Below are 20,597 nucleotides of genomic sequence, written 5' to 3' on the forward strand. Positions count from 1 at the left end.
ACGTTTCGAATCTGCTCGAATCATTTGTTCGGATCAATTATGAGGTCCGAGCAAGATTTCGGCGCTGCATCATACAACCGTATGTAACGCTACGTGGTATCCGCCAAAGCGACCCGCTGCTCCCACGCCAATGTGCGACAGACTCTGCAACATCATTGTCTGGTCGTCCAGCACATAAGTCCATTCGGAATTCGGCGTGATGACATCAAAATTGTCGTGAAAATAGCGCCCATCACGCGTGCGCAATGCAAGGAATGGCTGCGGACCGAAGACCTGTCCCGCAACCACGTTCACGTAAATACGATTATTTTCCACCCGAAGCGCAAGCTCCAACGGCTTTATCGATTCGCTTTCAGCGCTGACGTGCGCCTGTGCCGCCTCATGGGCCCCGGAAAACCGTATTTTCACGTCAGGAAACTCGGCACGCACCTCTTGCAACATTGCGCGCAAGGTTTGGACGTCTGGTCGAATATCCCGATAATCGTGATCGGCAAAGGCCAGAATCGCCGACCCATTCTCACTCGCCTGCCTGAAAGCATCCCTCACATGCTCGATCTGCATTACCCGCAAGCGCGTTCCCAGATTTAAACACCGAAAAATCCAGCGCCGGCAGTTTCCAGGCACTTGATAGTCGTCGTGACTGGGATGATAACCAAGCCAATCCGCCGGGGCACGGGACCAATCGCCAAACCGACCAAGCTGAGTATCACGCTGCGCCGAGATCGCCGACTCATGCGACTGACTGGCATAGTCAAAGGGAATCCACTGTTCGAAAAACAAATGCGAATCCGGGCGCTCGGCATGGAAGCCGGGCCGGTTGGTAGTGGGGAACCAGTGATTATCTATAATGCGTCGCGCAATAGTAGGCATCAAAATATCCATACTATTCGCAAAAGACGTTGCAGCATGAAGCGGGTGCCGAGTCAATGACAGCGGGTGGAAATGCCAATCAATTTCATCGAGCTCGGAATTCGTCTCGCGTATCTTGTCTTGGTAGTAGCGAAAAATATTTCCGTACCCAAAATCCTTACGCCGGGGATTCTCATTCAATCCCAAATGGTCCATGCAATGCCAGCTATAGACCCAACCACGGCCAAAATCATCGACCATCTGGTTGCGAAAGGGGGCGCTCATGCAATCATCAAGCATCGCGCCCACGTCATGCCAAGTGCGGTTATAGGCCATCAGCGAGGGCGAAACGACCTTGGCAACCTCGTCTTCCAGGCCATCCAGCGGGATCTGACGTTGCTGCAGCTTGGCCAGGTTCTCACGCGTGGGGGGAAGCACCACGTTAAACAACTGCCGCAGGCGAACAAAGGTATCCGCAAGGCTCTCGTCGAGCGGGCCCTCTGTGTCAATGCAGTGCACGACATGTAACGTGGGGTTATTTTTCATGGATAATTTCGCGGCAGTGGCCAATGTAGGTAGGCGAACATTATAGTGCGATGCCCGGGCTAGCCACACCCAAAACCGCCCACGCCCCGCCTACCTGTGCAAAAATTGCGCACTTCCGTCGCACCCCACCATTTCAATCGATGACATGATGACTTTCGCTCTGAGCGCCGGCTCCGCAGCCCATCCCAAGGACACCCTGGTTGCTCTGCCGCCTCGCAACAACTTCGACGCCCTGCGCCTTGCAGCGGCGTTCATGGTCGTGTACTCCCATGTGTTGCGCATCTTCGCCCTTGGCCCCTGTCCCGTGTTGCAATGGTCCGGCTATGACGACTTGGCGACCGTCGGCGTGATCACCTTTTTCGTGATCAGCGGCTTTTTGGTAACGCGCAGCTTGATTGCCTCGCCAACTATTGGCGGCTACATCGTCAATCGCTCAGTGCGCATCTTCCCCGGCCTGATCGTCTGCATGCTATGGAGCGCCTTGATCCTGGGCCCGATGGTCACAAGCCTGCCCCTTGCGAGCTACTTGTCCCACGAACGCACGTGGCTTTATCTGCTGAATATTTTCCTGTTCCCACTGCAAACCGTACTGCCTGGCGTTTTCGAAGGCCAACCCCGGCCCTTCACCGTCAACGGTTCCATCTGGACCCTCAGCATCGAGTTCTCGGCTTATCTCATCGCGATAGCCTTGCTGTTTGTCAGGGGCCGCAAGTGGCCGTACGTCCTCGCCCTGGCCATCATTGCCGCGGCCTTTTTTCTCAATGGCATGGCTACCAATGACAAGACACTTTGGTATGCGATGCAATCGATCAACAACAATAAAGAAGATTATTTTTTCTGGCTGTATTTTCAACCAGTGAATGCAGCCCGCTTCATCGCCTTTTTTTTCATCGGGGCGCTATTCAATTGGATACCCCTGCGCTTCTTGCGGCTTGACGTTGCGGCGATCCTGGTTGTTGTTTACATACTGACTTTCAAGACCAGCGCCTACTATCCTGTGCACTTCATCGCACTGCCATATATTGTCATGGCCATTGGAGTGCGCCATTCGCGACTGGCCGATGCCATCCACCGGATGGGAGACATCTCCTACGGTGTATACATATATTCGACACCGCTGCAGCAAATGGCGTATTACTACCTGAACGGCAAGGTTTCGCCCGTTGCAGGCGCATGGATCTCGGTCGCGTTCAGCATCACAGCGGGCCTGTTGTCCTGGTACTTGGTAGAGAAACCCGCCTTGCGGCTCAAGCGCTACTCAACGCGTCCTGAAGACCCCTCTCGCCGCGCCACAGCTGACATGCAGGCAAAGTAAGCATCGAACTGGCTCCCGTGCGCTGCCCGCGGCGGGAGCCGATGCTTCCTAGACCTTGACCGGTTTACGGAAAATTCCTCGCCAGAATCGCTTGAATGGCGCCCACATATCAAAACCGAATCCCCGCCGGTTAAAATAGTTGTCTGTCACGCCATAAACGGGATCAACATCCTTCCCTTTGTACCTTGTACCAAACAAGTCATCCCAAAACGAGAAAACCACAGCATAGTTTTGGTCGAAATGCTCAGGCTTGGACGAATGGTGCAACAGGTGAAAGCGCGGTGACACGATAATACGACCAAACCAGCCGAAGCCGACATTGAAATTGGAATGCTGCAGCAGAATCACCGCGTGGTGAATCATTGTGTAGACCACGTACTCCGGAATGCTGGGCCCGACCAGAATCAACGGAATCGCGCGCAGCGGATACTGCATCGCCACTTCGAATGGATGATTTCTGTGCGCCGTCAGCAGATTCATGCTGAGTGCGGAATGGTGGAACTTGTGCAGCTCCCAAAGCGACGTCGTTGTATGAGCGAAGCGGTGAAACCAATACGCCAGAAAATCCGCAACCAGGATGAATACAAGAAACGCCGCCCACGACGGCATATATTGCCCAATACCGATCTGGACGTTATTGACGAGAATCCCAAAAATAATAAAGGGCCCCAACAAGCCCAACGCCATGACCACCAACCCATCAAGCGACAGCGCGTAATACAGGAATAGGTAGAGATCGGTCCGTTCGCTCTTGTCGCCGAATGCAAAGCGATACAGCGACGTTTCGCGCATTCCAATTCGGAAGTCGCCCCGCTTCCACCAGTAGTAGAAAATCTCAAACACCAGCAAGGCAGTGGCAATTCCAATAATCATCAGAAAACCCACTGACGCGACCACCCCCCAAAAATCATATTTCTCCAGGACATTGTAGAAATAGTAGCTGGCGTAGCTTGAAATCGCAGCAGGCGTAGAGGTGAACAGATAATGCAGCACCGGACGAGGCCTTAGGCTACCCGAACCACTTGCCCCCACGATATAAAACCCGATGCACAATACGACAAACACCAGACCAACTCGGAGCATGGTTTGTCGAAAATTGAGATCGGGAGTTTCTTCCGAAGCGACGAGCTGACTTGATCTACTCATAGTTATTCATTGGTTCCGCTGACCAGAAACACACCAATTTGTATCTGACCGAAAACCCATTTATGGGCAGGATAGTGTACACTCTGCCCGCTATAGACGGGTGGACCACGATGAACTACATGCTGATCACGAACTTGCCGGACATCGCCCGGTACGTCGTCAAACACGGAGTAAGTCGTGTGTTTGTCGACCTTGAGTTCACAGGAAAACTGGCCCGCCAGGGTCATTTGAACACTGTCATCAGCCGCCACACGCTAAGCGACGTGGATACCATCCGGCAAGCAGCTCCCGACGCAGACCTCCTCGTACGCATCAATCCCCTGGACGGCAACACCCAGGAAGAGATTGAGCAGGTTTTGAGGCGGGGCGCCGACATCATCATGCTTCCGATGTTCGCGGACGCGGCTGCGGTCCGCCAAGTTAGCCAATGGATCGACGGCCGCGCCCGCCTGATTCCCCTGCTGGAAACCGTAGGCGCCACGCGATCTCTCGCCGAAATCGTCGAGATCGCCGGCGTATCCGAACTTCACATCGGGCTCAACGATCTGCATCTTGAGCTAGGCTGTACCTTCATGTTCGAGCCGCTGGCCAGCGGCCTCATCGACGAACTGGCCGCCATCGTGTGCAGCCAGGGACTCCCCTTTGGCATTGGAGGCATTGCCCGGGTTGGCGAAGGACAATTGCCCGCCGAAGTCATCCTCGGCGAACACGTCCGCCTCGGCTCGTCCAGCGTCATTCTGTCGCGCACCTTCCACCGGATGGCACAGAGCCTCGACGAACTCAAGTCCAACATGGACTTTGAACACGAAATCGGCAGGCTGAACCAGGCAATCGCCCAATTCAAGGCATCGCCCGCATTGGTGGATGAAAATCGGCTGCGCCTGCGGCGCATCGTGGATGATATCGTCTCGCAGAAGCAAATTGCCGCGGCCGCAGCCGGCTCAGCATCCAAGCCCTGACAACGCCGCCTCGCACCACGACACTCGATGGGCAAAAGCCTGATACGAATGGGAGTAGTCCTGTCCGTCGCCATCCTGGCGGGACGTATTACAGGCTTCCTACGCGAAATCGTTCTTGCCAGCCACTTCGGCGCCACCGCCCAGGCAGATGCCGCGGTGCTGGTGTTGACCCTGCCCGACCTGCTGGTCAATCTGCTGCTCGCTGGAGGGCTTGCAGGAGCACTCGTCCCGGAATTCAAGAGCCTGGACAAAACGCGCGCGGCGAACTTGTTCGTGCAATCCTCGCTTGTGATCGGTGGCCTGTTCGGCACACTCGCCCTGCTGATCGCATCGTTTCCCATCCAGGTTCTCGGCCTGCTCGGTCCCGGCCTTGTCGCGCAAGCCTATGACGACGGTGCGGTCGCAATGCGAATCATGGCGTGGGCGATCCCACTGAGCGCTCTGGCCGGCACAACAACCGCCTATCTACAAGCCAACGAGCGGTTCCTCTCCAGCGGGCTTGGCACACTGATTTTCAACACGTGCATCATCGCCGTTTTATTGATCCCCGGCGTGAACACATCGTTGATCGTAGCCCTGGCCCTCGCCATCAACGCCGGCGCGTTTTTCCGCTGGGCCGCGCAATTGGCGAATATCCCCCGGGAAAGGCCACGCAACATCTGGACGGACTGGCTAATAAACCGCGCCCTTTTGACCCGCTACTTCCAGGCACTCCTGTCCAGCAGCATCCTGTTGGCGGTACCCGTGCTTGCGCGCGCCTACGCCTCCGCCAGCGGAGAAGGCGGCGTCGCCATCTTCAACTACGCCAGCAAGCTAGTGGAACTCCCGCTATCTGTATTCATCACGCTGATCGCATCCATCACGTTCCCCAGGCTATCAAAGCACTTCACCGCTTCCATCCGGTCACCCGAAGGGTATGTGTTGCTGGGGCAGGCGCTGCGCCTGACGATCCTGCTGTCCGTGTCGATCACGCTAATCTGCGCGTGGTACGCCCTCCCCCTCGCAACGCTCGTCTATGGCCAGAGCGGTAGCCTGTCTGGCAAGGAACTCGACGATCTCGGCAGCCTGGCGGGAATCGGCTTCTTATCCTTGCCGCTGCAAGGGGCGTGCTATATGCTCGCCACAGCCCTGAACGCGCAAAAGCGCACCCACGTCCCTATGTGGATAAGCGGGTTGTGTGTCGGTGCGATGGCCATCGCCATGGCCTGGTTCGCGGGCGACCTCGCCATTGGCTCCGTTATGCTTATACTTAACGCGACCTACGCAGTGATGACGGTTTGCCTATGGATTGCAACCGGCCCGAAACTCTGGGGCAACAACGGAGTTTTCGACTCGCGAGTTGTGAGTGCGATCGTGATGTCATCTGCCGTCTTTGCGATGCTTGCCACCCTCCAGACCTACCTCTCCCTGCCGCACTGGATGCTGCTCGGATGGATAGCGCTGGCCGGCCTCGCGGTCCTCGCCGTGAATCTTGGCGTTGGCATACCAAATCTTAAATCTCTAGTCAGGCGCTGAAAATGCCGGCCCTGAAATCCAGATAGGAATTAAATAAATGTGCGGCATTTTTGGCTATTTTGACCGAGACAAGGCAAGTCTCAGCGCAGACACGCTTTCCGCCATGGCGAAGGTATTGCACCATCGCGGGCCGGATGAAAATGGCGTGCATGCCGAGGCAGGCGCTGCGCTGGGAAACTGTCGTCTTTCCATTATCGATGTCAAAGATGGGCATCAGCCCTTTATCTCCGATGATGGCCAGATCATTCTGGTTCAGAACGGCGAGATTTTCAATCACGTCGAACTCGCGGCGGAATTGGCGACAAAGGGGGTACACTGCCGCACCCATTCCGATACCGAGGTACTGCTTCGCCTGTATGAAACAGAGGGCATTTCGTTCGTAAGCAAACTCAATGGCATGTTTGCGATCGCTATTCTGGATAAGCGCGAGCAAGCCATGTACCTGATCCGCGATCGAATCGGCGTCAAACCGCTGTACATCGCCGAGCAAGGCAAGCGACTGGTTTTTGGATCGGAGATCAAGGCCTTGCTGCTGGCAGGCATTCCGGCCGTGCGTGACGAAGAGGCACTCCACCACTATCTGACCTACAACTACGTTCCCGCGCCTTACACCATGTTCAAGGGCGTGCGGCATCTGATGCCCGGACATTGGATGAAAATCAGCGCCGTCGGTAGTTCCGTACATCAGTGGTGGGATCTGGCCAAGGTGCAGCCAGAGCACAACCGCAGTGAATCCGACTGGATCGAAGAATTCAACGCCATCCTGGACGATGCGGTCCGCATTCGCCTGCGCTCCGACGTGCCAATCGGCGCATTCCTGTCGGGCGGCGTCGACTCAAGCAGCGTCGTCGGTCTGATGGCGCGCCACATGTCGCGCCCCGTACAGACATTCTGTATCGGCTTTGACGACCCGCGGTACGATGAAGCGTCTTTCGCTCAGGCCGCAGCGGATCGCTTTGGCACGCAGCACACGATGGAACGTGTTTCTCCCAACATGCTTGATCGTTGGCCCAAGGCAACCTGGTACTGCGACCAACCTCACGGAGACGTATCGTTTCTGCCGACGTGGCGTGTTTCCCAGCTTGCCGCCAAGCACGTCAAGGTGGTGCTGACCGGCGACGGCGGCGACGAGCTGTTCGCAGGCTACGACAAGTACCTGAGCTTCTTCTCGCAACCCGGCATTGATGAACTGGATCAGGCCTCATTTACCCGGCGCTATTTCGACAGCATCAGCCTGTTCTCGCCGGAAGCCAAGATCGACCTTTATCGGCCGGCGGATCAGCAACGCCTGAGCAACGTGGATTCGTTCGTCATGGCCCGCGACATCATGGCCCAGGTCCCGCACCAGGACCGGATCAATCAGGCCCTGTTTCTGGACATGCAATTGCTGCTGTCTGGCAATAACCTCGTAAAGCCGGACCGCATGGGCATGGCGGAGTCGCTCGAGGCGCGCACGCCGTTCCTCGATTACCGCATGATGGAATTCGCCTTCCGCATGCCCGGCACGCTGAAGCTGCGCGACGGCGTGACCAAGTACCTCTACAAGAAGGCAGTCGCGCCGATGATCGGCGATGATCTGGCGTACCGCCGTAAACAAATGTTCACGGTGCCGGTTGGTGACTGGTTCCGCAATGAGCTCGCGGGTTTTTGCAAAGACCATCTGGTTGGCGAAAAATCGAATCTGCCGGCCCTCTTCAAGCCTGAGCGTCTCAGATCGATACTGGACGATCACATCAGCGGCAGCCACAACTACACTCGCGAAATCCGGGCCTTGATCGCGCAGAACCTATGGGAAGAAGTTTTCCTGCGGAACACCGGGGAAAACCAACGTGCAGGGTAAGACCAAGCAGGCGTATTGCCTGAAACGCCCGATGGATTTCCTGGCGGCTTTGCTATTGCTGCTCGTTCTAGCGCCTGTCCTGGCAGGGTTGGCGCTGGCAGTCCTGATCAAGGAAGGCCGTCCGATTTTCTTTCGGCAGACCAGGGTAGGCAAGGATCTGCGCAGGTTTCGCATGCTTAAATTCCGAACGATGACTGTCGCTGTCGATGGCGGTGATGTACCGGAGAGCGTGCCCTTGGAAGACGTCAAGATGCAGAGGTCGGCATTCCGCACGACCGAAGTGAATGATTCGCGCATTACACCAATCGGGGCTTTCCTGAGAAGCACCAGCTTGGATGAACTGCCGCAACTCCTGAATGTGCTGACGGGAGACATGTCTCTGATCGGACCTCGGCCCATGACCCCCGTGCAACGTGCCGATTTCGCTGCTGATGATTGGCAACTGCGTCATGGCGTCAGACCCGGCATCACGGGCCTGGCCCAAGTCTGTGGCCGCAGCGCACTCACCCAGGAGGAGCTCGTCGCCTACGACACCGAGTATGTGCGCAATTGCACCTTGCGGCAGGATCTTCGCATCGCCTTCCTGACCCTGAAGATTGTTCTCAAACGCAGCGGCGCGAACTGACTGCGTCTACTATGCATAGATCTTTGAAATCTTTGCTGGTGGCGGTACTTGCCGCCATTCCATTGCTGAACATGGCCTCTGGTTACGGAGGCAGTCTGCTGTCCTACTTGGCGATAGTGATGGCTTTGGCGCTGTTGGCATGGCCGCGCAGCGCGCCCTCGCCCGATGCGCTCACGGCGACAGGCTACAGGGTGTTCATCGTGTTGATGTGCCTTCCGATGCTCACCGTCGTGCTGAGCCAATGGGCCAAGCACGGATGGTCATCATCGGATATCGAACGCGCCTTCCGACTGGGCCCGAGCGTTGTCATATTGCTCTTTGCGCTATTGCGCATCGATGAACAGAAACTCCGATTCGCAATCCTCGGCACTCTCGGGGCCGCGGTGGTCGGAGCAGCCACGGTGCTCGAACTCGCACTGACCACGAGCGGGCGGCCCGTTACCGGGGACTACAACGCCGTCAGCTATGCGAACTTGCTGCTGCTGTTCGGATGCATGAGCCTGTATTCATTGGCGGTGCCCTTCTCGCGACATCCTCGCGCGGAAAGAATCGCGAAACTGTTGATAACGGCCGCTTCCGTGATAGGTGTCATCCTGACGTTCACCCGCTCGACGTGGATGGCATTCCCAATTTTCGCGGCGATCGGACTGGTGCTTTTCTTTCCGAAGATTCGCCCGGTGCGCCTGGTGGCGGCAATGCTGGCGTTCACCGCCGCGGCATCCGCCCTCGCCTTCAGCAGCAGCGGATTCCGTGAGCGAATCTATCTGGCTCAGCAAGAAATACATGAGTGCATGACGCAAAATGATCGGGCTGACAGCTCGGTTTGCATCCGCGTCCAGCTGGCACGTGCTGCATGGCACATGTTCCAGCAGGATCCCTGGCTTGGCAGCGGCAATGGCAAGCGATATGAACAATCCTTGCCACGGCTTCAGGAAGCCGGAATAGTCTCGGAGTATGTCACCAACAACTTTGGTGAAACCCACAACGATATGCTCATGGCAATGGCCAGCTATGGCATCCTCGGCGCAAGCGCCCTGCTGATTGTTTATTTCGCACCAGCCGTCGTTTTCTTGCGTAGACTCAGGCAGCCTTTAGCGATGCCCGCCCGAGCCTCAGCGGCGATGGGATTGGCGCTCTGCCTGAGTTTTGTTGTATTTGGCCTGACTGAACTGATGTTCCGAGGCATGCGCACCATATCAATGTACGGCATGCTGATCGCCCTGTTTTTGGCCTTGTCTCACCCTCGCAGCGCCACCGGATCACCTGCGGAACGACGCTGATCACCAACTGAACCCGTGCAAGGGGGCCACCCGAGGGCTCGCACACGCTCATGGCAGATTTCCTGGTTTAGGGCCACAATACTCAAACAAGGCCCGAAAAGGAGACAGCCATGCGCATAGCCGATGCCCAGTGGATTCCTTCGACCCAGCATCAAACCTGGGACGCCCTCACGGATCCCGCTGTGTTACAGCGATGCATACCGGGTTGCATCAGCGTGACACAGCGGTCCGCCACCGAATATGCGGTCACATTGCGGGCCAAGGTGGCCGGCATCGATACCGACTACGAAGGCGAAATCCTGCTATCCGACGTAGACCCTCCCAATAGCTGCACGCTGGTATTCGAAGGCAAGGGGCTGGCGGCCTGCCTGGCGATCGGCACCGCCCAGGTCAATCTCAGCATCAAGGACGAAGGCACCCGCGTTGCCTACACCGTCGCCGGCATGACGGGGGGCAAGCTGGCCGAATGCGGCGAAAGCCTGGTGCTGAAGGCCGGAGAGAAAATCATCGACCGGTTTTTCACTGAATTCATCGATTACATGGCGGCGCAGCCCCGGGTGGCGCCGCCCCCCCCTCCGCCTGAGCCCCCGGGCCGCGGACTGTCTAATTCGCGCTGGTCGTGGGCGATCGTGGTGCTGGTCATCGCGGTTTTCTGGAGTTACCACGCGTTCTACAAGTGAAAACCCTAGTGGGCCGATGATATGCTTGGCGGCATGAACCCGCCCCCCCCATCGACCCAGCCCGCCGCCCCCGTGCATTCCCGCCGCGATCTGCTGATGGCCATGGCAGGGGTATCCGCCACCGTCGTGCTGGCGGCATTCGATTCCACCATCATCAGCACCACCTTGCCACGCGTGGCTGAGGCCCTCGACGGCATGTCCCTGTATGCCTGGGTGGGCACCGGCTACCTGCTGGCCACTGCTGCATCGATCCTGATCTTCGGTCGCCTGGGCGACATGTTTGGCCGCAAGCCGTTGATGTTGGTGTCGGTCCTGATCATCGCCTTGGGCTCCATCGCCTGCGGCCTGTCGCAATCCATGACGCAGTTGATCGTATTCCGCTCGCTGCAAGGCATCGGCGGCGGCATGATGATCGCGACCGCGTTCGCGGCGCCAGCCGACCTGTTCCCCGACGCCAAACAACGCGTACGCTGGATGGCGCTGGTGTCCGCCGCGTTCGCCATGGCGAGTGGAATCGGCCCGGTACTGGGCGGCGCAGTGACACAGGCCATGGGCTGGCGCGCCGCATTCTTCATTTCCCCGGTCGCGGCGGCCATCACGCTCTTCCTGCTCGCGCGCTATTTCCCTCGGATCCGGCCACTGCACAATGAAAGCCGCAAGATCGACTGGCTTGGCGCCATACTGCTGGTGGTCGCGGTGGGTGCGCCCCTGGCAGCCCTGGAGCTGGCCTTCGCCAGCGGCGACCACGCCCACCCCTTGGTGGGACTGGCCCTCGCCGTTGCTGGCGCGCTAGCCATCGCCGCCTTGATTCCCATCGAACGCCGCGTCGCATCCCCGATATTTCCGCTGCGTGTACTGGCGGCCTGGGAATCACGGTTGCTGAACCTTGCCGCCATGATGGTGGGCGCCGTCATGTTCGTCCTGATCTTCTACAGCCCGCTGCTGCTGCAACAAGTGCTCGGCTACACCCCGAGCGAGGCCGGCCTGCTGCTGACCCCGCTGGTGGCCGCGATCTCGGTGGGCAGCGTCATCAATGGCCGCCTGTTTCCCCGGCAGACGGAACCGCAGCGCCTGATGGTGTTCGGCGCCGGCCTGCTGGCGGTGGGCACGCTGATGGTGCTGCTGATTTCGCCGGGCACCTCGGCCTGGTGGATCCTGGCGGCGTTCTTCGTCAACGGCTGCGCGCTGGGCTTCCTGCTGCCCAACCTGACGTTGTTCATGCAGATGCTGAGCGAACGACGCGACGTGGGCGTGGCCTCGGCCCTGGTGCAGACCACCCGCGCCATCGGTAGCGCATTGGGCACCGCCGTAGTCGGCATCCTGATCTCCCACGGCACGATACTAAACGGAGTGCGCACCGGGCTGGTCCTGTGTATTGTCCTGTGCCTGACCTGCGCGGTACTCGCGCATCGGGTCAAGATGAAGAATCTGGCAACCAGCCGGAATTCCACCTGATTCTCAGGATTTATCATGCGCCGCCGCGATTTGCTGGACCTTCTGCTCCTGGCCGCCGTCTGGGGCGGCTCTTTCCTGTTCATGCGCTTGGCCGTGGGGGAATTCGGCCCGGTTGCGCTGATCGAGCTGCGCGTGGGCCTGGCCGCGCTGTTCCTGCTGCCAGCCGCTTTGTGGCGCGGCAAGCTGACCATCATCGGCAGGCACTGGAAGGCCATATTGGTGGTGGGCGTCTTGAACGCCGCCCTGCCGTTCCTGCTATACGCTTACGCCGCCCAATCGCTCGGCGCGGGATTCCTTTCCGTGGCCAACGCCGTCACACCAGTATGGGGTGCGGTGGTCGGCTGGCTATGGTTAAAGGACAGGCTGCCCTGGTCGCGTTCGCTGGGCCTCGCGATCGGCCTGCTGGGAATCGTGGTGCTGGTGTGGGACAAGCTCGATTTCCAGCGCGGCGGGACCGGCCCTGCCGTGCTGGCGGCTGTGTCGGCCCCCATCTTCTACGGCATCGCGGCAAACTGGACCAAGCGCTTCCTGACGGGCGTGGACGCCCTGTCCAACGCGACCGGCAGCATGCTCGCCGCCAGCCTGGTACTGCTGCCGCTGGCGCTGGCCGCTTGGCCCGAAGCGCCGATATCGGTCCGCGCGTGGGGGGCCACCGTTTTGCTGGCAGTTGTCTGCACCGGTGCCGCCTACATCATCTTCTTCCGATTGATCGCCAATGTCGGTCCCACCGGCGCGGTCAGTGTCACATTTCTAGTCCCGGTATTCGGGGTGGTGTGGGGCGCGTGGTTCCTGGACGAGGCCATCACCGTGTCGATCCTGACTGGCGCCGGCATCATCCTCGTGGGCACGGCGCTGGCACTGGGCCTGGTTGGCGGCAAGCGGCGTGCGGCGCCAGGCTAGCCCAGTTGGATCCGGGGAGCGCGATCCAGGGTCAGGCCATGCTGGTCCGGCAGCGACAATTGGGGGGGATCGCTCAATGGCCAGGGTACCGCCAGGGCCGGATCATTCCACAACAGGCACTGTTGATGCGCCGGTTGGTAGTAGGCCGTCGCCTTGTACGACACCACGGCACGCTCGGACAACACCAAAAAGCCATGCGCGTAGCCTTCCGGAATCCACAACTGAAGATGGTTCTCTGCCGACAAGCGCTGGGCCACCCACTGCCCGACGGTCGGCGAGTCCAGGCGCATGTCTACGGCCACATCGTAGATCTCGCCTTCGGTCACGCGTACCAACTTGCCCTGGGGATCCTGGGTCTGGTAGTGCAAGCCACGCAGGACGTGCCGATAGGACTCCGACTGGTTATCCTGGACGAAGCGCAGCTCGCGTCCGACCACGGCGTCCAGCACTGATTGCCGATAGGTCTCGAGAAAGCACCCGCGCGCATCGCGGTGCACTTCAGGTTCGATCAGCAGGATATCGGACAGCGACAGGGGTGTGATTTTCATCAGAAAGGCAGCCGTTTGAGCAGGCTCATCAAATAGTCGCCATAGCCGCTTTTCTGCAATGGACGTGCCAACGCCTCCAATTGCCCGGCATCGATCCATTGCTTGCGAAAGGCGATTTCCTCGGGACAGGCCACTTTCAGTCCCTGACGGCGCTCCAGCGTAGCGATGAACTGGCTGGCCTCAAGCAGACTGTCGTGCGTGCCCGTATCCAGCCAGGCATGCCCGCGGCCCATGATCTCGACATTGAGGCGGCCCAGTTGCAAATACGCTTGGTTCAAGTCCGTGATTTCCAGTTCGTTGCGGGAGGACGGACGGATGTGGCGCGCCATCTCCACCACTTGTTCGTCATAGAAATACAGGCCGGTGACGGCATAGCTGGACTGCGGCAAAGCCGGTTTCTCGTCAATCCGCTGCGCGCGGCCAGCGGCATCGAACTGCACCACGCCATAGCGTTGCGGATCCTGCACGTGATACGCAAACACGGTGGCGCCCGCCTGGCGCGCGTCGGCCCGCGCCAGCAACTGCGGCAGATCATGCCCGTAGAAAAGGTTGTCACCCAGGATCAACGCGCAAGGCGCCCCGCCAATGAAATCGGCACCGATGAGGAAAGCCTGCGCCAACCCGTCAGGCGACGGTTGCACGGCATACCGCAGGCTCAACCCCCAACGTCTACCATCCCCCAGCAAGTGGGCAAAGCGCGGCGCATCGTCGGGGGTGGTGATGATGAGAATTTCGCGTATGCCCGCCAGCATCAGCGTGCTGAGCGGATAGTAGATCATCGGCTTGTCGTAGACCGGCATCAGTTGCTTGCTCAGGGCCAGCGTGGCTGGATGCAACCGGGTACCGGACCCGCCGGCCAGGATGATGCCTTTGCGCGGCACGGTCGGACTCATGGCGCTGGATCTCCCTGGCGGTAGGCGCCCGATACGATGTCGGCAACCCATTGCGGGTTGTCCAGATACCAACGCACGGTTTTCTCCAACCCCGAAGCGAACGTCTCGGAAGGCCGCCAGCCCAATTCGCGCTGGGCCCGCGTCGTGTCGATGGCGTAGCGGCGATCGTGCCCAGGGCGATCCGCGACCTTCGCGATCTGCGTCTTGTAGGCCGCGCCATCGGCACGCGGGCGCAGCTGGTCCAACAGTTTGCAGACGGCCAGCACCACGTCCAGGTTGGTGCGCTCGCTGTTGCCCCCCAGATTGTAAGTTTCGCCGGGAAGGCCGCGGTCGAGCACCTTGCGCAGGCCGGCGCAATGATCCGTCACGTACAGCCAGTCGCGCACATGTAGGCCATCTCCGTAGACGGGCAATGGCAGGCCGGCCAGCGCATTTTGGATCATCAATGGAATCAGTTTCTCCGGAAATTGGCGCGGCCCGAAGTTGTTGGAGCAGTGCGTGGTCAGCACCGGCAGGCCGTGCGTCTTGCCGCAGGCCCGCACCAGGTGATCGCTGGCCGCCTTGCTGGCGGAATAGGGATTATTGGGCTGAAACGGGCTCGATTCGGTGAAGGCGGGGGCATCGGGCGACAGCGAGCCGTAGACCTCGTCGGTGGAAACATGCAGGAAGCGGAAGTCGTCGCGGGCCGGGCCGGTCAGGCCCGCCCAATACGTGCGCGCCGCCTCCAGCAGGCCATGCGTGCCGCAGATATTGCTCTGGATGAAATCCCCCGCCCCGGCAATGGAGCGGTCCACGTGCGACTCCGCCGCGAAATGCAGGATCGCGCGCGGCTGGTGCGTTTGCAGCAGACGGGTCACCAACGCGATGTCGCCGACATCGCCCACCACGAACACATGGCGCGCGTCGTCCTTCAACCCGTCCAGGTTGTGCCGGTTGCCGGCATAGGTCAGCTTGTCCAGATTGACCACGGGCTCGCCCCCCTGCGCCAGCCAATCCAGCACAAAGTTGGAACCGATGAATCCGGCGCCGCCGGTGACGAGAATGCTCATTGCGTAGTGCCCGAGTGAAGGCGCCGCCTTCCAATCCGGCAGTTTACCGCCGTGGCCGCCGGCTCAATACTTATCCGACGTCCCCGTCAACGCCACCCCGATCCGCAGCAACGTATACGACATCGCATCCACCCACCGCCGCACCCACCCCCGCCGCTGATACTCCAACGGACGGATGAAGCGCCCGCCTTCCTGGATCGCCGCTTCCAGCCGTTCCTGCAGGTCCCAGGCAAACGGCTGGTCGTCGACCACCACATTGGCCTCGCGCGCCAGCAGCAGGCTGAACGGATCCAGGTTGGACGAACCGACCGTGGCGACGTTGTCGATCACCGCCACCTTGGCATGCAGATAGCTTGGCATGTACTCATAGATCTCGATGCCATCGCGCAGCAGCTGGTCGTACAGCGAGCGAGTGGCGTGGTACTGCATGCGGTATTCGACCTTGCCCTGCAGTAGCAGCCGCACGCGCACGCCGCGCGCGGCGGCCTTGGCCAGGGCGCGGCGGAACTGGCGGCCGGGAAAGAAATAGGCGTTGGCGATGAGGATGTCGCGCCGCGCCTGCGTGATGCCATACAGGTAGGCGCGTTCGAAGGTCTGGCGGAAACGCAGGTTGTCCCGCAGCACCAGCGCGGCGCGCAGGGTGCCACAGGGCGCCACCGGCGCGTGGCTGGGCTTGGTCAGCCGCATGCGGTTCCAGTCGCGCGGATGGCGCCGCAGACGCGCCCAGTTCAGGCGCACCCACAGCAGGTCCTGCGCGTACGCCGCCTCTGTCACCAGCGGGCCGCGCACCTGGACCGCGAAATCGAATCGCGGCGCCGAGATGCCGTCGGTGGGATCGAGATCGTCATAATCGTCGATGATGTTGATCCCGCCGATGAAGGCGACGCTGCCATCGACGATGGTGACCTTGCGGTGCAGGCGCCGCAGGCGGCTGCGCGAGGGAATGAACTTCGCGAACCAGCGCGGCTCGGGACGGAAGATGCGGCATTGCGCCCCCGCGCTGGTCAAGCGCTCACGCAGGGTATCCGCGGTTTCGGCCGCGCCGAAGCCATCGAGCACCACGCGCACCTTGACGCCGCGCGCGGCCGCCGCCGTCAGGCAGTCCAGCACCTTCACGCCGGTGCGGTCCAGCATGAAGATGTAGGTTTCCAGATGCACGCTGGATTGCGCCGCATCGATCGCCTGGCACAGCGCCGGAAAGAAGTCGGTGCCGTTCTGCAGCAGCCGGATGTCGTTGCCGTCGGTCCACTCCAGCCTGACCTGCTCGGCCTTCACGGGAGTTCCAGCTCGGCCAGCAAGGGGGAATGATCGGACAGCCGCGCCCATTCGCGGCCGCGCAGCACGCGCGCGCTGCGCACGGCGAAGCCGCGCTGGTAGATGCGGTCCAGGCGGAACCAGGGAAACACGGCGGGAAAGGTGCGCGGCGGCGGCAGCAACAGGGGCGAATTGCCGTCCATGCCCAGCTGATTGGTGCGTTCCAGCACGGATACGCCGCTGTTGGGCAGGCCGCGCAGGGCGTTGCTCAGGCGCTTGACCGAATCGCGCAAGCGCGGCAATTCGCCGCCATGACTGCGCGGGGCGTGCGAAAACACCTCGTACAGGCCCAACTGCTGCACGAACAGCGGCGCCAGCCGGTCGCCCCAGTCGTTGAAATCGCCCGCGATCAGGATCGGTTCGCCATCGGGCACCATGCGCCGGATGCGCTCGGTCAGCGCCAGGATCTGGCGGCTGCGGCTGCCGGCGAACAGGCCCAGGTGCACCACGAAGCAATGCACCGCCCGGCCGTCGAGTTCGATGGTCGCGTGCAGCAGCCCGCGCTGCTCCAGGCGATGATCGGAGATGTCCTGGTTTTCGTGATCGAGGATGGGAAAGCGCGACAACAGGGCGTTGCCGTGGTCCGTGGCGCTGCGGATCGCGTTGCGGCCGTAGGCCACGTCCAGCTTGAGCGCGGCGGCCAGCGACTCGTGCTGGGCGTCGAGCAGCGATTTCTGCTCGTTGCGGCCCTGCACTTCCTGCAGGAAGACCAGGTCGGGGCGCAGGCCGTAAAGGCCCAGGCGCAGTTCGTTCAACGAGTCGCGACGACCCAGCGCCGAGCGACCTTTATGGATGTTGTAGCTGACGACACGAATGAGCGACATGGAGGAGATGGCGCCTTCTCAAGACAGTGAAACCGCCAACCGAGGCCCACAAAAAAGAAGCGTCCCGGCAAGCACCGCCAACCCAGGCGGCGTTTGCCAGATTACTCCAATTCCATGAACCCTTCCCACCTCGGAGACACCCTGAAACGCAGCGAACGGGCCCGGCGCGGCTCAGAGGCGCATCCGCTCAGGCAAAGCCCCGCACCCGGGACGCCCCCAAGCCGAGCACACACAAGGCAAGCAGAAAAACGCCACAAACCCGAGACACCATCCCTAGCCAGGCCGCCGGGATCCGGCTCCGCCGGTCCCGCGCGGCGCCCCCTTGAGGGGGAGCGCCGCAGGCGCTCGGGGGTGGGCTTACTTCGGCTCTGCGTTGCGCAGGCGGATATGCAGCTCGCGCAGTTGCTTCTCGTCGACTTCCGACGGCGCCTGGGTCAGCAGATCCTGCGCGCGCTGGGTCTTCGGGAAAGCGATCACGTCGCGGATCGATTCGGCGCCGGTCATCATCGTGACGATGCGGTCCAGGCCGAAGGCGATGCCGCCGTGCGGAGGCGCGCCGTACTGCAGCGCGTCCAGCAGGTAGCCGAACTTCTCGCGGGCTTCCTCGGCGCCGATCTTGAGCGCGCGGAACACCTTGCTCTGCACTTCCTCGCGGTGGATACGGACCGAGCCGCCGCCGATTTCCCAGCCGTTCAGGACCATGTCGTAGGCCTTGGCGAACGCCTTGCTGGGATCGGTCTCGAGGAAGTCCTCGTGGCCGTCCTTGGGGCTGGTGAACGGGTGGTGGGCGGCGGTGTAGCGGCCGTCTTCCTCGTCGTATTCGAACATCGGGAAGTCGACCACCCACAGCGGCATCCAGCCCGCGGTGAACAGGCCGGTCTTCTTGCCGAATTCGCTGTGGCCGATCTTCACGCGCAGCGCGCCGATGGCGTCGTTGACGACCTTCTCGCGGTCGGCGCCGAAGAAGATGATGTCGCCGTCCTGCGCGCCGGTGCGCTTGACCAGTTCGGCCAGGGCGGTGTCATGCAGGTTCTTGACGATGGGCGATTGCAGGCCGTCGCGGCCCTTGGCCACTTCGTTGACCTTAATGTAGGCCAGGCCCTTGGCGCCGTAGATGCCGACGAACTGGGTGTAGGCGTCGATCTCGCTGCGCGACATCTCGGCGCCGCCGGGCACGCGCAGGGCGACCACGCGGCTGCCGGGCGCCGTGGCGGCGGCGGCGAACACCTTGAAGTCCACGTCGCGCATGACGTCGGTCATGTCGGTGAATTCGAGCTGCACGCGCAGGTCGGGCTTGTCCGAACCGTAGCGACGCATCGCTTCGGTCCAGGTCATGATGGGGAACGGGTTGGCCAGGTCGACGCCCTGCACCACCTTGAACACGTGGCGGATCATGTTCTCGAAGATCTCGCGGATCTCGAGCTCGTTCAGGAACGAGGTTTCGCAGTCGATCTGGGTGAATTCCGGCTGGCGGTCGGCGCGCAGGTCTTCGTCGCGGAAGCACTTGGTGATCTGGTAGTAACGGTCAAAGCCCGACACCATCAGCATCTGCTTGAACAGCTGCGGCGACTGCGGCAGGGCGAAGAAGTGGCCGGCGTTGACGCGCGAGGGCACCAGGTAGTCGCGCGCGCCTTCCGGCGTGCTCTTGGCCAGCATCGGGGTTTCGATGTCGATGAAGCCCAGCTGGTCCAGGAACTTGCGGGTTTCGATCGAGACGCGGTAGCGCAGCATCAGGTTGCGCTGCATCTGCGGGCGGCGCAGGTCCAGCACGCGGTGCGTCAGGCGGGTGGTTTCCGACAGGTTGTCGTCGTCCAGCTGGAACGGCGGCGTGACCGACGCGTTCAGGATCTCGACTTCCTTGCACAGCACTTCGATCTCGCCCGAGGCCAGCTCGGCATTGGCGGTGCCCGCCGGACGCTCGCGCACCAGGCCGGTGACGCGGATGCAGAATTCGTTGCGCAGGCGCTCGGCGGTGGCGAAGGCGGCGTTATCCGGATCGAACACGATCTGCGCCAGGCCCGCGCGGTCGCGCAAGTCGATGAAGATGACCCCGCCGTGGTCGCGGCGGCGGTTCACCCAGCCATACAGGGTGACGGTCTGGCCGAGATGGTCGCGGCAAACCTGGCCGGTGTAGCAGGTACGCATCGGGATAACTCCGTTGTGTGCTTGGTAGTAGCGTAAAGGGTTACAGGTCGACGCCCGGCGCGCGCTGCGCGTCCGGCGTCGGAGAGAGCGGCGCCGGCCGGGCGCCCGGCGCGGCCGGACCCGGGGCGACGACGCCCATGGAAACGATGTACTTCAAGGCCGCGTCCACGCTCATCTGCAGGTCCACCGTGTCGGCACGGGGCACCATCAGGAAGAAGCCGGACGTGGGATTCGGCGTGGTCGGCACGTACACGCTGATGTGGTCCCCGGGCAGCCGGTCGGCCACTTCGCCGCTAGGCGTGCCGGTGACAAATGCGATGGTCCAGCTGCCGGCGCGCGGATACTGCACCAGCACCGCGCGGCGGAATGCCTGGCCATTCGGGGCCAGCACGGTGTCGCTGACCTGCTTGACCGAGTTGTAGATCGAGCGCACCAGGGGAATGCGGCCCAGCAGGTTTTCCCACTGGTCCACCATGGTGCGGCCGATCAGGTTGGCCGCGAAAATGCCCGTCAACAGCACCACCACGATGACCAGGACGAAGCGGAAGCCGGGAATGTCGACGCCGAACAGCGACTCGGACGACAGAAAACCAGGCACGAACCCTTCGAGGGTGGCGACCAGCAGACCCAGCACCCACACCGTGATGACCAGGGGAACCCAGATCAGCAGGCCGGTGATGAAGTACTTCTTGATGACGCGCATACGCATCGCGC

Annotated in this window: 18 protein-coding genes; 9 read left to right on the plus strand and 9 right to left on the minus strand. The window is 61.1% G+C overall.

The window, feature by feature from the left end:
• Window positions 1-69: 69 nt before the first annotated feature.
• Window positions 70-1,395 carry a hypothetical protein gene (locus tag ABFG95_RS14030; protein WP_157810471.1) on the minus strand — a complete coding sequence of 442 codons (1,326 nt, stop codon included), beginning with the start codon at window positions 1,393-1,395 and terminating at the stop codon, window positions 70-72.
• Window positions 1,396-1,540: 145 nt separating this feature from the next.
• On the opposite strand from ABFG95_RS14030, the gene ABFG95_RS14035 reads away from it, so the two are divergent.
• Window positions 1,541-2,710, plus strand: coding sequence for an acyltransferase (locus ABFG95_RS14035; RefSeq protein ID WP_348996023.1), 1,170 nt, complete (start codon window positions 1,541-1,543; stop codon window positions 2,708-2,710).
• A gap of 48 nt (window positions 2,711-2,758) precedes the next feature.
• Here ABFG95_RS14035 and ABFG95_RS14040 read toward each other — a convergent pair whose 3' ends face one another.
• Window positions 2,759-3,856: a sterol desaturase family protein gene (locus ABFG95_RS14040; RefSeq protein ID WP_278989942.1), complete on the minus strand. Its 1,098-nt coding sequence runs from the start codon at window positions 3,854-3,856 to the stop codon at window positions 2,759-2,761.
• Window positions 3,857-3,966: 110 nt separating this feature from the next.
• Here ABFG95_RS14040 and ABFG95_RS14045 point away from each other — a divergent pair, with 110 nt between their 5' ends.
• From ABFG95_RS14045 to ABFG95_RS14080, 8 genes are all read left to right on the plus strand, one after another.
• A complete protein-coding gene (locus ABFG95_RS14045; RefSeq protein ID WP_175144626.1) occupies window positions 3,967-4,815 on the plus strand; it encodes an aldolase/citrate lyase family protein in 849 nt (282 codons plus the stop codon).
• 27 nt (window positions 4,816-4,842) lie between these two features.
• Window positions 4,843-6,330, plus strand: coding sequence for a lipid II flippase MurJ (locus ABFG95_RS14050; RefSeq protein ID WP_278989944.1), 1,488 nt, complete (start codon window positions 4,843-4,845; stop codon window positions 6,328-6,330).
• Between the two features lie 37 nt (window positions 6,331-6,367).
• Window positions 6,368-8,170, plus strand: coding sequence for an asparagine synthase (glutamine-hydrolyzing) (gene asnB, locus ABFG95_RS14055; RefSeq protein WP_278989946.1), 1,803 nt, complete (start codon window positions 6,368-6,370; stop codon window positions 8,168-8,170).
• On the plus strand, window positions 8,160-8,795 hold the full coding sequence (locus ABFG95_RS14060) for a sugar transferase (RefSeq protein WP_254600971.1): 636 nt from the start codon (window positions 8,160-8,162) through the stop codon (window positions 8,793-8,795). Before asnB ends, ABFG95_RS14060 begins: the two co-directional genes overlap by 11 nt.
• Window positions 8,796-8,818: 23 nt before the next feature.
• Window positions 8,819-10,075, plus strand: coding sequence for an O-antigen ligase family protein (locus ABFG95_RS14065; protein ID WP_175144623.1), 1,257 nt, complete (start codon window positions 8,819-8,821; stop codon window positions 10,073-10,075).
• Window positions 10,076-10,185: 110 nt separating this feature from the next.
• Complete coding sequence (locus ABFG95_RS14070) at window positions 10,186-10,755, plus strand: carbon monoxide dehydrogenase subunit G (RefSeq protein ID WP_175144622.1); 570 nt, start codon at window positions 10,186-10,188, stop codon at window positions 10,753-10,755.
• Between the two features lie 96 nt (window positions 10,756-10,851).
• Window positions 10,852-12,210 carry an MFS transporter gene (locus tag ABFG95_RS14075; protein WP_278989956.1) on the plus strand — a complete coding sequence of 453 codons (1,359 nt, stop codon included), beginning with the start codon at window positions 10,852-10,854 and terminating at the stop codon, window positions 12,208-12,210.
• A gap of 15 nt (window positions 12,211-12,225) precedes the next feature.
• Window positions 12,226-13,110: a DMT family transporter gene (locus ABFG95_RS14080; RefSeq protein ID WP_175144621.1), complete on the plus strand. Its 885-nt coding sequence runs from the start codon at window positions 12,226-12,228 to the stop codon at window positions 13,108-13,110.
• Here ABFG95_RS14080 and rfbC read toward each other — a convergent pair.
• The 7 genes from rfbC to ABFG95_RS14115 form a co-directional block, all read right to left on the minus strand.
• Entirely contained in the window at window positions 13,107-13,658 is a 552-nt protein-coding gene (gene rfbC, locus ABFG95_RS14085; RefSeq protein ID WP_059272853.1) for a dTDP-4-dehydrorhamnose 3,5-epimerase, read from the minus strand. The genes ABFG95_RS14080 and rfbC overlap by 4 nt on opposite strands.
• Entirely contained in the window at window positions 13,658-14,551 is an 894-nt protein-coding gene (gene rfbA / locus ABFG95_RS14090; RefSeq protein WP_278989950.1) for a glucose-1-phosphate thymidylyltransferase RfbA, read from the minus strand. The genes rfbC and rfbA overlap by 1 nt, the downstream gene beginning before the upstream one ends.
• A complete protein-coding gene (gene rfbB, locus ABFG95_RS14095) occupies window positions 14,548-15,600 on the minus strand; it encodes a dTDP-glucose 4,6-dehydratase (protein WP_175144618.1) in 1,053 nt (350 codons plus the stop codon). Before rfbB ends, rfbA begins: the two co-directional genes overlap by 4 nt.
• A gap of 63 nt (window positions 15,601-15,663) precedes the next feature.
• The gene (gene clsB, locus ABFG95_RS14100; protein WP_049077146.1) at window positions 15,664-16,875 is read right to left on the minus strand and encodes a cardiolipin synthase ClsB; all 1,212 of its coding nucleotides are present in this window, start codon (window positions 16,873-16,875) and stop codon (window positions 15,664-15,666) included.
• On the minus strand, window positions 16,872-17,738 hold the full coding sequence (locus tag ABFG95_RS14105) for an endonuclease/exonuclease/phosphatase family protein (RefSeq protein WP_049077149.1): 867 nt from the start codon (window positions 17,736-17,738) through the stop codon (window positions 16,872-16,874). The genes clsB and ABFG95_RS14105 overlap by 4 nt, the downstream gene beginning before the upstream one ends.
• Window positions 17,739-18,095: 357 nt before the next feature.
• A complete protein-coding gene (gene aspS / locus ABFG95_RS14110; RefSeq protein ID WP_336728728.1) occupies window positions 18,096-19,883 on the minus strand; it encodes an aspartate--tRNA ligase in 1,788 nt (595 codons plus the stop codon).
• A gap of 40 nt (window positions 19,884-19,923) precedes the next feature.
• On the minus strand, window positions 19,924-20,586 hold the full coding sequence (locus ABFG95_RS14115) for a DUF502 domain-containing protein (protein WP_049077153.1): 663 nt from the start codon (window positions 20,584-20,586) through the stop codon (window positions 19,924-19,926).
• Window positions 20,587-20,597: the final 11 nt, after the last annotated feature.

This window comes from Achromobacter sp. HNDS-1, from assembly GCF_040084795.1.
Lineage (GTDB): Bacteria > Pseudomonadota > Gammaproteobacteria > Burkholderiales > Burkholderiaceae_B > Achromobacter > Achromobacter ruhlandii.

Coding starts and splice junctions, on each gene's coding strand:
- ABFG95_RS14030 (WP_157810471.1), bottom strand. CDS start 1,395: ATGAAAAATAACCCCACGTTACATGTCGTGCACTGCATTGACACAGAG.
- ABFG95_RS14035 (WP_348996023.1), top strand. CDS start 1,541: ATGATGACTTTCGCTCTGAGCGCCGGCTCCGCAGCCCATCCCAAGGAC.
- ABFG95_RS14040 (WP_278989942.1), bottom strand. CDS start 3,856: ATGAGTAGATCAAGTCAGCTCGTCGCTTCGGAAGAAACTCCCGATCTC.
- ABFG95_RS14045 (WP_175144626.1), top strand. CDS start 3,967: ATGAACTACATGCTGATCACGAACTTGCCGGACATCGCCCGGTACGTC.
- ABFG95_RS14050 (WP_278989944.1), top strand. CDS start 4,843: ATGGGCAAAAGCCTGATACGAATGGGAGTAGTCCTGTCCGTCGCCATC.
- asnB (WP_278989946.1), top strand. CDS start 6,368: ATGTGCGGCATTTTTGGCTATTTTGACCGAGACAAGGCAAGTCTCAGC.
- ABFG95_RS14070 (WP_175144622.1), top strand. CDS start 10,186: ATGCGCATAGCCGATGCCCAGTGGATTCCTTCGACCCAGCATCAAACC.
- ABFG95_RS14075 (WP_278989956.1), top strand. CDS start 10,852: ATGGCCATGGCAGGGGTATCCGCCACCGTCGTGCTGGCGGCATTCGAT.
- ABFG95_RS14080 (WP_175144621.1), top strand. CDS start 12,226: ATGCGCCGCCGCGATTTGCTGGACCTTCTGCTCCTGGCCGCCGTCTGG.
- rfbC (WP_059272853.1), bottom strand. CDS start 13,658: ATGAAAATCACACCCCTGTCGCTGTCCGATATCCTGCTGATCGAACCT.
- rfbA (WP_278989950.1), bottom strand. CDS start 14,551: ATGAGTCCGACCGTGCCGCGCAAAGGCATCATCCTGGCCGGCGGGTCC.
- rfbB (WP_175144618.1), bottom strand. CDS start 15,600: ATGAGCATTCTCGTCACCGGCGGCGCCGGATTCATCGGTTCCAACTTT.
- ABFG95_RS14105 (WP_049077149.1), bottom strand. CDS start 17,738: ATGTCGCTCATTCGTGTCGTCAGCTACAACATCCATAAAGGTCGCTCG.
- aspS (WP_336728728.1), bottom strand. CDS start 19,883: ATGCGTACCTGCTACACCGGCCAGGTTTGCCGCGACCATCTCGGCCAG.
- ABFG95_RS14115 (WP_049077153.1), bottom strand. CDS start 20,586: ATGCGCGTCATCAAGAAGTACTTCATCACCGGCCTGCTGATCTGGGTT.